We start from the raw sequence: 14,786 nt of genomic DNA on the forward strand, positions 1-14,786 counted from the left end.
GAACCGCTGCGGTACTCGATCGAGGGGCAGCAGGAGTTTGTTCTGGAGCGTCTCCTGTCCGAGCCGCGGGTGCGGTTCAGCGAGCTGTGCCGGTCCCGGTCGAAGGCGTTCATCATCGCGACCTTCCTCGCCACGCTGGAGCTTGCGCGTCAGCAGTACCTGTACGTAGAGATTCATTCTGACGACGCGATCGACTTCACCCTGGTCCAGCGAGAGGAGCAGCCGCTGATTGAGGATGATCCCGGAGTTGAGACGCCGGAGGGGATGGATGCCGGAGGCTTTTCTGCTGAGACCGGAGTGAAGGACCGGGGGGAGTCGTCAGACGGCCCCGGCGGTCCCGGAGGGCCCGCAGTGGGTGGGGATGGTGCGATGACCGGCTGATGGGATGGACGGTCCGGAAGCGGCCAGAACAGCACCGATTACCGTTATTGCAAATAAAAACATCAGTTGTGGATAGCTCACCATCAAACGGCCAAGCCGACAGCGCCTCGCAGGATGCGTCAGATACCGATCGTGCATCGACGTCCGATGATGCTTCGACACGCCCTGCAAAAGAAGAAGGCGCGACCGTAAATGAAGCCCGCTCGGGCGAATCGGAGATGTCGCCACAGGACCGTGAGGGTGCCGAATCGGGCCCTGGGGCCGCTGCTGAAAGGGATGGAGAAGAGGATCGTGGAGAAAACGGTATTCACGGGGCACCGGACAGCTCGACGAGCGCGGATGCTACAGACACGAGTGAGGCCGATTCAGTGTCGGATTCACACGACGTCGACGCGACCATTCCCGGGAATACGCTCTCTGCGGACACGCTCGAGGGCATCGACATCGATCCGCGACTCATCAAAGCGGCCGAGGCGATGATTTTCGCGGCCGACGAACCCGTGCCGCCTCACCGCATTGCAGAGATCTTCGCCGAGGTCACGGGTCGCATGCAGCCGGACCTCGCGACGGTGGAAGCACACGTCCGAGCGCTGAACCAGGAATATCAGTCCACGGGGCGACCGCTGGTGATCCATGAATGGGCAGGCGGCTACCGCATCACGACCCGGCCCGAAATGTCGCCGTTCGTGAAGGCGCTCGTCGTGGGGGAGCAGGAGACGTCGCTGTCGCGATCGCTGCTGGAGACGCTTGCTGTGCTTGCGTACCGGCAGCCGGTCACCCGCCCGGAGGTCGACTTCGTCCGGGGCGTAAACTCCGACTACGCGATTCGTAAGCTACTCGATCTCGGCCTGGCGGATGTGAAAGGCCGGAGCGAGTCGCTTGGGCGCCCGCTTCTGTACGGGACCACGGATCGTTTTCTGGAGCAGTTCGGCTTGAATACGCTGGAGGATCTCCCGACGCTCAGAGAGATCGAAGATCTTCTCGACGATCCAACCTTCGACGAGGAGCGGTCGCAGCTTCTGCAGTTAGACACCGAAAAAGAGATCACGGATCGCGAAACGGCGAAAGAGGTGCTGTCCGAGGCCCGCGAGATGGTGCAAAAGGGGGAACTGGACGCAGACGACTTCATCGACGTCGATCAGGACCCGGGGTCGGGCTCGGCCGGGGCCGATCGCGGCCCGTCGGAGGAAGAGAACGCCGCGCAAGAGGCGCCGGATACGACGGCTGAGGCAGAAGCACGCGGCTCATCGACCGAAGACGCCTCGCCGGATCGTGACCAATCGTCCGAGCAGAAGCGGGATGATCCGGATGCCTCCGGGAGCGTGTCGGAGGAGTGATCGGAAATGACGGAGGCCCAGTAATCACCGAGGGGAGCAAACTAGATCATGCCGCCCGGCAGGGGTGACTCGCGCCAGCCGACACGTGTTGCGGTGGCGACCGATCGATGCTCCGATAGCACCTCTACTGCATGAATTCAGCTACCTGAACGACGATCTCATCCTCGCCCTCTTCAACCTCTCTCAGATTCGTGATGACGACCGCGTACATCGACGTTGGATGTGCGATAGGACGTGCGAGCAGCACCTCATTGACTCCCAGTTCGACCGCAGACGAGCGCCATGATCGTGCTCCCGACGGAGCAGACTCGACCGTCGAGGGATCATAGAACGTTGTTTCACTCGCATCGGGAGCCTTTAACGCCTCTCGGGCGGTGGTCGGCGCGAATTCCCAATCCGCGCTATCTGATTGGTCGTCGGCCCTGAAGTACACCCACTGCGAGGGGCCATCCGGATCCGTAGAATTGAGAGCGTCCGAGAACATCAGTGTATTATCCACTCCAGGCAGGTCAAGAAGTGTCAGGCCCCAGGATCCTCCGAGGGTGTCTGATTTTGCGATTCGGTAATGAGATACAGCTTTGGAAATCGAGATCGAAGACGTTTCACCGTTCCAGTGAATGTCGATCGTTCCGTGGTGTTGAGAACCGTAGGAAAGCGTCGATTCGTCTACGGTGATCATCAGGTTCTGCCTCGTTGCCACAACACCGCGGATTGGATCGACGTCCAGCCATGCCGGGTGGTCGTCGATCTGCCATGAGATGGAATCCCCGGTTTGCGACGAGAGGATGAGTGACGCTTCCATCGTCGACTCATCCATCGATACCTCCGTAGCACTCGTCTCCAAGCTCAGGGGGGCTGGCTGGGGTTCGCTCGCGCCGCCTGAGTCGCAAGCGGTCAAGACGGTAAGGAGAGGCAGAAAGAGGAAAAGAAGCCCACGAAGTCGCGAGACGGGCATAAGCATCGCAAAAGGGAGACAGAGGGGAGACGCGGTACGTTAAGGTAAGTGTAAGAAGTAGCGACGGAAGCCGCTGCACGAGTACATGCAGACACTATTAATTCATTCGTGTAGGTTTTCCACCCGTATATAAGGACCGGCACCGGCTGGCGCTGTCGTGAGGGAAATGCGCACGGCCTGGGCGTAGAGAGGGTGGGTTAAGATTGTCACGAACACGGATAACATCTGTTATTGCATTTACAGATGTTAGTGACCACACGTATCATGGGTTACCTGAATCCCAAACGCGCACGACAAACAGGGCCGAGTCCTCGTGCTCAAGACGACTGAGCGTGTACGTCCACGATTTACCGGCTTTTTTGACCGTGTGCTGGCAGTAGAGTCCGTTATCAGCAAGCCCGGACTCAACCTCGCAATCAAGGTAAGCCCCCGGAGGTCGATACGTAGCGCTAGCAGCAAACCGATAGGACCACACATCTCCCTGCGGAATCAGATACATCCCGAGAGGGAGCGCTGAGCCAAGATCGCGGAAAAACATCTGGATGTGCGACCACAGGATCTGACCCGGTCCCCAGTACTCATGATCGGGAACACCGGGATCCCGTCCCAGCATTTCTGCAACCTTGACGGGATCCGGCGGCGTAGGGGTTCGAAACGGCCGCTCTACCCAGCATAAGAGGGCGGTGAATGCGACGAGACCGGTGATCGCAGCCGCTTGTAGCTTCTTTGACATGTATCAATCGGATCTGCCTTAGTTTTCGAATGAACGACCGTGCCGTCCACTGCCGAGGGACCATCTACGATCGTTGTGAACATCCGGGTGTCAACATAATGAGCGGAGGTGAAACGGTCGCGATGTCTGAGATCGCTGCGTTCAGGTCCGGAGGGTGTGACTTCAAACTGTGCGCTTGCGTCGGGGCATAGAATGCAGAACACCGTTTGTCTGGGACGGCTACAATCGAGAGAGAAAACATGGTTAGAGGAAAGCGGGAAGATGATGTCTTTGGCCTTGAGATCGTACAGCGTTTTCCGTATCTCCGTTATTGCAAGGAATGTCTCTTATCTAGAAAAAGCATCAATCCAGTCACAGCTTTAGCGCCACCGAAGGGTACGTACGGGGGGCGTGCCTTCACAGGCGAGCCTGGATAATCAACCGTCAGCATCCAAATCAACCGTCTGCATCTAGATGCCTGTTGGTACACGAGTTTAAATCAGAACGGGGAGATACATCCGCGAGGCACACTCGCGCGTTGCTGTTCAGCGACAAAACCGTGTGAACTCAAAGATCGCTCGGCACAAGTCGCTGTCGGCGCGTACAAGAACCAATAATATGTTGGCGTCCTACTGAACCAACCCCTGAAATCTGCCGATGGGCAATCCGCACACCCCGTCTGACAAGAGCGGCATGCGCATCAACAAGTTCATCGCTCACGCGGGCGTGTGCTCGCGGCGAGATGCCGACACGCTTGTCGAGCAGGGCAGGGTGAAGGTCGACGGGGAGGTCGTAACCGAGCACGGGACGCGCGTCCATCCCGGTCAGCACGTCGAAGTGGATGACTCCACCATCCAGCTGGCCGACTTCGATTATATCCTTCTAAACAAGCCGAAGGATACGATCAGCACGACCGACGATCCGAAAGGTCGCGATACCGTGCTGCAGGCAGCGGGTATCCCGGATAACAATCCCAAGGGTATGTTTCCCGTCGGGCGGCTCGACCGGAATACGACCGGCGTTCTGCTACTAACGAATGATGGCGATCTCGCGCATCGACTAATGCACCCGAGCTTCGAGATCTCAAAGATCTACTTCGTTCGAACCCGGGAACCCGTCAAGCCGCACCAGCTGGATCAGCTTCAAAAAGGCGTCGAGCTGGAGGACGGCATGGCGGCCGCCGACCGGGTCACGTACATCGATCAGCGGATCAACAAGACCGACGTTGCGCTCGAGATCCACGAGGGCCGAAATCGGCAGGTCCGCCGCATGTTCGAATCGATGGGGCACGACATCGTCCAGCTTGATCGCGCCAAGTACGCCGGTCTCGCGACCGGAAAGCTTGACCGTGGACGCTGGCGCCGGCTGCGTCCGCACGAAGTCCGCTCCCTCCGCAAACGCGTTAACCTCAAGTAATCCACCCCATGGAGATCAACCACACTGCGCCCCCGGAGACCTCATCCGACGCCGAAGCCCTCAGTGCCGCGTTTGACCGGAAGATCAAAGGGGAAGGGCTGACCTACGACGACGTTCTGCTCGTCCCGCGTCGCTCGTCCGTCATGCCGCGCGACGTATCGACGGCCAGCAACCTCACGAAGAACATTCAGCTCAACGTGCCGATCCTGTCCGCGGCGATGGATACGGTTACCGAGGCGGATCTGGCCATCGCCATGGCTCGAGAGGGTGGCTGCGGCGTTTTACACAAGAACATGACGATCGAGCGGCAAGCAGCCGAGGTTCGTCGCGTCAAGCGGTCCGAGAGCGGCATGATCCTGGACCCGATTACGATTTCGCCGCACGACACGGTCGGGGACGCCCGACGGATGATGTCGCACTACTCGATCGGAGGCATCCCGGTGGTCGATGAGCAGAAGAAACTCGTCGGCATCGTGACCAACCGCGACGTCCGGTTCGAGCTCGAGAACGAGACGCCGATTCATCGCATGATGACGTCGGACGATCTCATCACGGCGCCTGTCGGCACGACGCTCGACGAAGCCGTCCAGATCCTCCAGCGCCACAAGATCGAGAAGCTCCCGGTCGTGGACGAGGAGGGCTACCTGAAGGGGCTGATTACGTTTAAGGACATCCGCAAGCGCCGCAAGCACCCGAACGCGTGCAAAGACGAACACGGCCGGTTGCGCGTCGGTGCTGCCGTCGGCGTCACGGAGGACGTCATCGACCGGGTCGCCGCGCTCGCTGAGGTGGGCGTCGACTTCATCACGATCGACACCGCCCACGGGCACTCCGAAGGCGTTCTCGAAACGGTGTCAAAGATCGCCGATCGCTTCGAAGATGAAGTGGGCATCATTGCCGGGAATGTTGCTACCGCATCCGGCACGCTCGACCTGATCGAAGCCGGCGTAGATGGCGTCAAGGTCGGCATTGGCCCGGGGTCGATTTGCACGACACGCGTCGTGGCCGGCGTCGGCGTCCCGCAACTCACGGCGATCATGGAATGCGCCGCTGCGGCCCGCGAGCACAACATCCCGATCATCGCGGACGGCGGCATCAAGCAGACCGGCGACATCCCCAAGGCTCTGGCGGCGGGCGCCAACTGCGTCATGATCGGCGGCCTCTTTGCGAGTGTCGAAGAGAGTCCCGGCGAGACCATCATCTACGAAGGGCGCAAATACAAGAGCTACCGCGGAATGGGTTCCGTGAGTGCCATGGAAGCGGGAAGCAAAGATCGGTATTTCCAGGATGTGGAGGATGACCTGAAGAAACTGGTTCCGGAAGGCATTGAGGGCCGCGTACCGTATAGCGGAACGCTGAGCGAAGTCATCTACCAGATGTCCGGTGGCCTCCGGGCCGCGATGGGGTACTGCGGATGCGAAACGGTTGACGACCTGTACGAGCACGGCGAGTTCGTCCGGACGACCTCGGCAGGCGTACGCGAGAGTCACCCGCACGATATCCAGATCACGAAGGAGTCCCCGAACTATTACTCGGGGCGGTCCTCGAAGTCCAGCTGACCTCTCGTCCCAGGCACGATCGGGCCGGAATGGGTACCCCGAATCTCGGCCGGGTCGTTTTCCGGTCACCCTGTCGTCCGCCGCACGAGCTCCAGAATCTATGGATCATCTGTCGACCGCTAAGGGCCTCCTCGATGACCACAACGTGGATGCCGTCCTGATTACATTTATCCCGAATGTGCGGTGGACGACGGGATTCACCGGGTCGAACGGGCTCGTCGTGCTCCGGGATGAAAGTGCGCATCTGCTCACCGATGGCCGGTACCGGGACCAGGCGCGTGACGAGGTGCCCGCCGAGATAGAGGTCCATATTGTGTCGAACGGACTGGACTCCGGTCTGGCCGATGAAGGCCTTCTGGACGGCATGAACCGCGTTGCATTCCAGGCGGATCACGTCACCGTCGACCGTCGCACCCGGTGGGGCGACATGTTCACCGATGTCGATTTCACCCCGGTATCCGGTCTGCTGACCCGTGCAGCTGGCGTTAAAAGACGCGACGAGATCGACGCCATCGCCGCGTCCCAGTGCATTACGGATGAGGTGTTCGACGAGCTGCTTTCGTGGTTGCGGCCGGGGCTCACGGAGAAAGAGGTCGCGGCTGAGATCGTCTACCGTCATATGAAGAAAGGGGCGGAGAAAATGTCCTTCGACCCCATCGTTGCTTCGGGCCCAAACGGCGCCCTGCCTCACGCACGCCCCACGCCTCGCACGCTCAAAAACGGGGAGTTCGTCGTCATCGACATGGGATGCTTTCTGAACGGGTACGCATCCGACATGACGCGGACAGTGGCGATCGGCGAGATTGCCGAAGACATGAAAACGGCGTACGCCGCGGTTCTGGAGGCGCAGGAAGCTGCTCTTGCAGAAGCCCGGGCGGGAATGTCGGCATCGGACCTGGATGAAGTAGCGAGGGACGTGCTATCCTCGCACGGTCTGGATGACGCATTCTCTCACGGCCTGGGTCACGGAGTGGGATTGCAGATCCACGAGTGGCCACGGGTATCACGGACAAGCGACGATGACTTGCCTGCCGGCGCCGTGGTCACGATCGAGCCCGGCGTTTATCTCAACGGCCGATTCGGCATTCGGATCGAGGACATCATCGTGCTGGAGCAGGAGGGCTGTCGAAATCTTACCGGCTCCACGAAGTCTCTGACCCGGATTGACTAAGTGCTCGACCGTCCGGGTGCGAAGACCGGTAACTGAAGCTGTTCGAATGGTGCCGGTTAGCATCCATCGGAAGAAGACGGGTTGCGACCGTGTTGACCTGACAGCTACCTTATACATCCGAGTGCCCGGGTAAACTGCCGTTATTGCATGAAGCGTTTCCTTTTCATTCTCCTCTTTTGTCTCCCGTACGCGGTCGTCGCACAGCCTGCGGAAGTCATCGTTCGCCTCGAACCCGGGGCGGTCGATCTTCGCCGCGCAATGGACGGAGGGAAGGCAGCGGCTGACATTAACCCCGACCTTCTGGACGGCGTAAGCCGAACGGCACCCGTGTTCGCTAGGTCAGCAGCAAAGTCTGGCGGCACCTCAATTCCGGCGTATGTCCTAACCCTGCGCGACTCCACCCGACTCTCCGACGTCGTATCGGCCTGGAGGGGGAGGGGCGACGTGCGCTACGTTCAGGAAAATGTGGTTTTTTCCGTCGAGCGACCGGCAGGGACGTCCGCCAGGATGCTACGTCCGCTGCACGCCGCGGACCCCGACAACGCGTTTGCCGACAGCCTGGACCATCTGGATGTGATTCGGGCCCGCGAAGCGCAGCAGATCACGGAAGGCTCGCCCTCCGTCCGGATCGGCATTATCGACACTGGCATTGACCTGGACCACCCTGATCTTGCCGGTCAATCGTACGTCAACCCGGCGGAAGACCTGAACGGGAACGGCCGGTTTGACGTGTCCGACTTCAACGGCATTGATGATGACGGAAACGGCTTCGTCGATGATGTCGCCGGGTATGACTTCGTGGATCGACCGGGACTCGACCTGATCGGCGAGTACGAAGATCGAGACCCGGATGCCCGTCCCGACACAAGTGGAGGCATCTCCGGACACGGGACATTCGTTGCCGGTATCACATCCGGTCGACCGGCAGATCCGTCGCGAGGCGTTCTGGGCGTTGCACCCGGTGCCCGGTTCGTTTCGCTTCGGGCCTTCGGCGCGGACGGACGGGGTCAAACGGACGACATCGCCGCGGCGATCGTGTACGCAGCAGAGGAAGGCTATGAGGTAATCAACCTGTCATTTGGCCGCGACCGGCCCTCTCCGCTCATTGAGGAGGCCGTCCGCTACGCCGCGACTCGTGGCGTGGTGATCGTCGCATCTGCCGGCAACCAGGCGACGGACGACGCCCACTACCCGTCCGACTATCCCGATGTTATCTCGGTCATGTGGCTGGCGGAGGATGGGACCGGTCTCCCAGAACAGTTCAGTCAGAGTCAGTACGGCATTGGCGTTGATATCGGGGCGCCGGGGTCCAATGTTTTTACCACGCTCTACCCGGGACCGTTGTCGGATTCGGACACGCTCGAGGTTGACGATCTTTACGGTCCGGTCAACGGCTCTTCGTTTGCCGCGCCGCAGGTGGCCGGGGCCGCCGCCCTTCTGCGATCGTTGGACCCGGACCTCGATCCTGCATCGATCCGGTCGATTCTGACAGACACGGCGGTCGATCTGGAGGCGCCCGGGTGGGATCACATTACCGCTTCCGGTCGCGTGGATGTCTTGCGCGCGCTGGACGAATCCATTCCCGCATCGGTCGAAATCACGTCTCCCACCTTCAATGCCGGTCTTTCCGGGGAGACGTCGGTACCGATTCTGGGGTCGGCGGTGAATCCCGGCTTCGAGTCGTACAGCTTGTTCTTCACACGCGGCACGCAGGGGTTGGACGAGCGCATCGCGCCATGGGAGCCGATCACCACGGACGCCCGGGAGGCGCCCGTGCTCCGCGACACGCTCGCGACGTGGGATGTCGCTTCGCTTTCTCCAATGCAGTATCCGGACGGCGAATACACGCTTCGCCTCGTTGTGCAGAAGCGGGACGGATCCACCGTTGAAGATCGACGGCGCGTGTACATCGACCGAACCGCACCGACGATTCGGGTCCGGTCGGCCATGGGTGGGCTGATCGACGGCGCCTTCGGCGTGCTGGTCGACGTGTCGACCGATGACGTGACCCAGATCGATCTCGCGATGACGCTCAACGGCCGCACGACCGAGGTCGAAAGCGAGTATGAGGTTCGGCGTCACGGACTTGAGGCGGTCGATCCCACCGGGCAGGGGGGAATGGCGCAGGTCGAGATCGTCGCGACGAATACGGCCGGCCGCGTTTCCTCTGAAACCGTAGACGTGGAGATCCCCGCCCGTCAGACGACGACCGGACTCTTCACCGTTGAACCAACCACCGTAACGCCCGGGCGGGTGCTGCAACAGCCCACCGACTTTGACGAGGACGGTTTGCTCGAGGTCGTCGTCAACCAGCGGGAGCGTGGCAGCATTTCGGACACCCTCCGGTTCTTTGAGTGGGGAGGTAGCGATTTCCTGCCGTCGGATTCGCTCATAGCGTCCGTGATTCCACGGGACCTCGGCGATCCGGACGGAAACGGTCGACTGGATCTCCTCACGCAGGTCCAGAGCGTCACGCTCATGCTGGAGCAGGCCGGGGATCGGTCCATTCCATCGCAACTTGCATTCATCGACACGACCGGCCTCGACGGAGATTCGATCACCACGAATGACCTGATCGGCACGCTGCTCACGGACGTGGACCAGGATGGGCGCGGCGAGATCGTCGGGCATAACTCGCTCCAGTGGCGCTTCCTCGAGGCGTCGGATACGACCTACGTCGAGGCCTTTCGACTGAACAACCCGACCAGTGCCGCCTCGGTCGACTCTGCCGCTCTGGCAAACCGCTTCGGTCCGGCCGTGGCCGCGGACGGGGACTTCGACGGCGATGGCCGAACGGATTTTCTGGTCGGGGATCGGGATGGTGACCTCATCGTCTACGAAACGGTTACTGATGACTCGATGCGCGCGGTCTGGACGGATCCCAGCGACTACATCGATGCCGGCGACCGGATGGCAACAGGCGACTTTGACGGGGACGGTCAGACCGATTTTATCACGTTCCGGCAGAACTATCCGCTGACACTGCCCAACGGCGAGGTCCAGCCGTCCATCGGCCTGTACGAAGTATGGAGCGCGGCTGGAAATAACGACTACGCCCGCCGGTGGCACTTGCCGATTGCCGGGGAGGTGGCGCCCGACGGGGGGATTCTGGCGTTCGATTACGACGGGGATGGGAGGGATGAAGTGGCCATCAGTCACCCCCCGGAACTGATCATCGCCGACTTTGCCTCGCCCGGGGGATGGCGCGTGGTTTTTTATGACGGTGGCACGTCCGCGGCCGGCAAAATCCTGAGTGCGAGCATGGTGGCCGGCGACTTCAACGGAAATGGCTCGCCGGAACTTCTCGTCTCGACGAGCCGACCCGTGATGCAGCGCTACGAATACAACGCGGCTTCGGCCCAGTATCCTCCTCCGCGCTGGCAGAGCGCCATTCCGCAGGATGCATCGACGATAGCCCTTCGCTGGCGAGCGCCCGGTGCGGACTCGGTCACTGTCTTCGATGCCCCGGCCGGTACGGCCCTCTCTCGCGCAGCCGTCACGACGGACTCGACTATCACGCTATCGCGTTCGGGTGCGAGATCGATTGCGCTCCGCGCCTGGTACGGGGGGACGGCGTCCGGCTTGTCGGAGCGCCGAAGCGTCCGTCCACACGCTCCGGCGACGGTGACCCGCGCAGAGGCGATTTCTCCAACGACCGTCGAACTCGTTTTCACTGAAGAAATTGCCCCGTCGACGCGCGCCGAGCAGTTTGCGTTCGAGGGACGTACGTCCAACGGCATTACGTTCGGTCGGAACGGCTCGCAAGTAGTGCTGCGGTTTCCTGAACGTCCAGACCCCGCTTCGGGCACGCTGAGCTGGACGGGTGTTATAGACCGGTCGGGGCTTGCCGTCGGCCAAACGAGTGCAACTGTGTCCTTCCCGAAACAGCAGGCGACCGGTTTCCTTCTCGCCGACTGGACGATTCTCGATCAGCGGCGCGTGGAGCTTGTGTTTACCGCGAATCTGAATGCGACGGAAGCTCGCCGGCTCGGTCACTACACCGTGCGCCCGGCACCGGCTGAGGTCGCAGACGTACAGTTTGACGAAGCGGAGCCTGATCGCGTGGTGGTGACCATCGACGGGACGGTGATCGGGCCAAACGGGCAAGATACCCAACTCCGACTCGGCCCGCTGACCTCGGTCTCTGGTGAGACGCTGGATCGAAAGAGTCGGGGGATTCGCCTGTCGGAACCAGCATCCGGACTCGACGACGTCTTTATCTACCCCAATCCGTATCGGGCCGCGCGGCATGGGGAGGAGCTTACCATCGCCGGCCTGCCATCGGAAACCACAATTCGCATTCTGTCCGCCGACGGGCGGCTCGTCCGCGTGCTTCCAGAGGACCGCTCCCTCAACGGAGGTCGGACCTGGGACCTGAGGGACGCCCGCGGAGACAAGGTCCCGGCGGGGATCTACCTCTTCCGGGTTGAATCCCCGTCCGACGATCCGGTGGTTCGGCGTGCGGCGGTGATCCGATGACGGGAGAGCCTGCCGAAGATGTAGCGCACCGGAAACTAGAGCCCCTGTAACGTTGACGGCTCGTTTCTCACGAACCGCTTGTATCGCCTCCACCCCTCAACGTAGCACCTTCGTGCCGCAAACGGTCCGATCCGTCTTCTCCTCTGTGGACCCCGTCGCCGTGCTCGTCTGGCTCGGCATCGCGGGCGTTGCAGTCTGTGCCTCGCTACCGGGGGCGCATTTCGCACTCGTCATGTTGGGTCTTGCCAGTATCGCCGGGACCGTGTGGCTGTGGCATCGCGATCGCCTTTCCACCGCCCAGGTGCTCGCCGGAGCGGTGGCCGCACGCTTCGTCTTCCTGCCGCTTGAGCCAAGTCTTACCGACGACACCTTTCGCTACGTGTGGGACGGATGGCTCCAGTGGGAGGGCATCAATCCGTACGAGTTTCGCCCGTCCGCGGTGGTTGCAGCTGAAGACGGGGCAATGGGTTCGGAGCTGTATCAGCGCCTGAACTCAAAGGAGTTCTTCAGTGTGTACCCTCCGATCTCTCAAATGGTATTTGCGTTCGGGGCGGGCGTCGACTCGCTGGTCGGGGAAAGCGGCTCCTGGCGGCAGAGCTACTACGCCATCAAGAGCGTGTTCGTCCTTTTGGAAACCGCAGGGCTGCTTCTGCTTGCCCGGATGCTCCCTCCCCGCTGGCTCGTCCTGTACGCGTGGAGCCCGCTCGTTGTGCTCGAAACGGCAGGGCAGGGGCACACGGAAGCAGCACTCGTCTTTTTTCTGATCGCCGCTGTGTGGGCTGTACAGGCCGCGCGACCGAGCCTCGCGTCTCTGGCTCTGGCGGGAGCCACACTCGTGAAGCTCTACCCCGTCCTGCTCTTTCCACTCCTGGTCCGCCGATTTGGGTGGCGGAGCCTGCTCCCGGGGGCCGTTGGCGGGGCGCTGCTGTGTCTCCCGTACGCAGAACCCTTCGTCGTACCGAACATCATGACATCGCTCGATCTGTACGTTCGGCTTTTCGAGTTTTTTGCCGGGCCCTACTTTCTTGCGAAGCACGTTCTGTTGGAGGGGACGGGCATCGACTACAGCAAGGTCCTTGGCCCGGCACTTCGCGCCGCATTCCTTCTCGGCGTCCCGGCGGTTTACATCTGGGACGCTTGGAGATTACTCCCCTTTCATCGCTCCGGTCTCTGGATCCTGGGTGGATTCCTCGTTCTTAGTACGACGGTACACCCGTGGTACCTGCTTGCCGTCCTCCCGCTGTCGGTCCTCGCAGCCGGGCGATCGAGTTGGAGGGTCGATTTCGCAGGCCAAACCGCCCCCGACCAAACCGCCTTGCTTCCGGCCGGCGGCGGGCTTGCCGGGTGGCTCTGGCTCTCTGCCGCAGCATTTGGGACCTACACGTTCTACGCCGGTGGCCCCTACTGGGCGTGGGTTATCGGAGGATGGGGCGGGGCCTCGTTTCTCTGGGTCTGGCCGACGACGCCGGGCATCCGCAAAGCGGCCGACGCTGCGCTCCAGCACCTGCAGCGTAAGAGAGGCGCCAAGAAGGCCGGACGGATCATTCGGTGGCTTTCTCCAGCACGGGCCAGACATGGCGATACGCCACGGGTGCTGGATCTGGGAGCCGGGGAGGGGTATGTCGGGCAGGCGATTCAGCACGCCCTCTCTGACGGGGAAGGATGCCACATCGACACGCGGGTACAGCTCTGCGACGTCGTCGACCTCAACCGGACGGACTTGCCGCACGATACGTACGACGGTGCTGAGCTACCGTATTGCGAGAGCGCCTTTGATAGCACGATCCTGTACTTCGTCCTCCATCACTGCCAGGACGCCGAGCGCGTGCTTCGGGAGGCCCTGCGGGTGACCCGCGGCCGCGTGATCGTCGTCGAGAGCGTCATCGAAGGTCCCGTGCAGCACCGCGTTCTACGCAGCCTCGACCGGTGGGCGAACCGGATTCGGTCTGCCGGTGCGATGCGGGCCCAGGAGGATGCCTTGACGTTTCGGACGGTACAGGAGTGGGGGAACCTCGTCCGGACGTGCGGCGGCACGGTGGTTTATCGTCACACGTGGGGGAATGTCTTGCATCCTCAGGCGCTGTTCGTCATCGAGCCGGTGGCGACGGCCGAAGATGCTGCGGAGGCTCCGTCGGCCTCTTTGCCCTCTCATCTCTAACCCGTCTCGCTGCTACGCCGCACGGACGGAGAACCCGACCGCCTCAAACACGTCCGTGGGTGTTGCGTCGTTCGCTTTCAGCCAGACGTAATCGTCATATCGGCGAAACCAGGTCAGTTGACGCTTGGCATACCGCCTCGAGTTGCGTTTTACCAGGCGAACCATCTCCTCGCGGTCGATCTCGCCTCGAAGGAATTGAATCGGTTCGCGGTAACCGATCGTGCTCATCGGCGCCTCATCGAGGTCCACGTCGAGCGTCATTACCGACCGCACCTCCTCCAGTAGTCCGTCTTCCAGCATGCGGTCTACGCGGCGATTGATGCGGTCATAGAGCGCACTTCGCTCTCGGTTCAGGACGACGGTTCGGTAGGAGAAGGGCGGCTCCGGCTGCTGGTCGTAATAGTGGGTCAACGGCTTCCCCGTGTGGTGGTAGACCTCGAGGGCCCGGATGACGCGATGCGTCTTCGTCGGATCGTTGTTCTCGGCCTGCCGTGGGTCCACTGCACACAGTTCGTCGTACAGTGCCTCTGGCCCTTCCTCTTCGAGACGCCCTTCCAGCCGGTCGCGCACGTGTTGTGGCACGTCCGGGATGTCCGCGAGCCCTTCCTGTAGCGCGTG

9 protein-coding genes and 1 pseudogene are annotated in these 14,786 nt (G+C 61.6%); 7 read left to right on the top strand and 3 right to left on the bottom strand.

The window, feature by feature from the left end:
• A pseudogene (locus tag ACFCU0_RS05300) lies at nt 1-381 on the top strand (hypothetical protein); the annotation flags it as partial.
• A gap of 368 nt (nt 382-749) precedes the next feature.
• Nucleotides 750-1,718 (top strand): SMC-Scp complex subunit ScpB, encoded by a 969-nt coding sequence (scpB, locus tag ACFCU0_RS05305; RefSeq protein ID WP_434972626.1) that lies wholly within the window; start codon nt 750-752, stop codon nt 1,716-1,718.
• Nucleotides 1,719-1,842: 124 nt separating this feature from the next.
• On the opposite strand, the gene ACFCU0_RS05310 is transcribed toward scpB, so the two are convergent.
• Together ACFCU0_RS05310 and ACFCU0_RS05315 are read right to left on the bottom strand one after the other, a co-directional pair.
• Nucleotides 1,843-2,562, bottom strand: coding sequence for a BACON domain-containing protein (locus ACFCU0_RS05310; protein WP_434972627.1), 720 nt, complete (start codon nt 2,560-2,562; stop codon nt 1,843-1,845).
• Nucleotides 2,563-2,935: 373 nt separating this feature from the next.
• On the bottom strand, nt 2,936-3,406 hold the full coding sequence (locus ACFCU0_RS05315) for a hypothetical protein (RefSeq protein WP_434972628.1): 471 nt from the start codon (nt 3,404-3,406) through the stop codon (nt 2,936-2,938).
• 636 nt (nt 3,407-4,042) lie between these two features.
• Between ACFCU0_RS05315 and ACFCU0_RS05320 the strand changes: the two genes are divergently transcribed.
• From ACFCU0_RS05320 to ACFCU0_RS05340, 5 genes are all read left to right on the top strand, one after another.
• The gene (locus tag ACFCU0_RS05320) at nt 4,043-4,801 is read left to right on the top strand and encodes a pseudouridine synthase (RefSeq protein ID WP_434972629.1); all 759 of its coding nucleotides are present in this window, start codon (nt 4,043-4,045) and stop codon (nt 4,799-4,801) included.
• 8 nt (nt 4,802-4,809) lie between these two features.
• Nucleotides 4,810-6,360, top strand: a complete 1,551-nt coding sequence (gene guaB / locus ACFCU0_RS05325) for an IMP dehydrogenase (protein WP_434972630.1) — start codon at nt 4,810-4,812, stop codon at nt 6,358-6,360.
• Nucleotides 6,361-6,460: 100 nt separating this feature from the next.
• A complete protein-coding gene (locus ACFCU0_RS05330) occupies nt 6,461-7,531 on the top strand; it encodes an aminopeptidase P family protein (protein ID WP_434972631.1) in 1,071 nt (356 codons plus the stop codon).
• A 147-nt stretch (nt 7,532-7,678) separates the two neighbouring features.
• Nucleotides 7,679-12,010, top strand: a complete 4,332-nt coding sequence (locus ACFCU0_RS05335) for a S8 family serine peptidase (RefSeq protein ID WP_434972632.1) — start codon at nt 7,679-7,681, stop codon at nt 12,008-12,010.
• Between the two features lie 145 nt (nt 12,011-12,155).
• A complete protein-coding gene (locus ACFCU0_RS05340; protein WP_434972633.1) occupies nt 12,156-14,168 on the top strand; it encodes a methyltransferase domain-containing protein in 2,013 nt (670 codons plus the stop codon).
• A 12-nt stretch (nt 14,169-14,180) separates the two neighbouring features.
• Here ACFCU0_RS05340 and miaA read toward each other — a convergent pair.
• On the bottom strand, nt 14,181-14,786 hold a 606-nt coding region (gene miaA, locus ACFCU0_RS05345; protein WP_434972634.1), incomplete at its 5' end, for a tRNA (adenosine(37)-N6)-dimethylallyltransferase MiaA.

The organism is Longibacter sp. (assembly GCF_051155795.1).
GTDB lineage: Bacteria > Bacteroidota > Rhodothermia > Rhodothermales > Salinibacteraceae > Longibacter.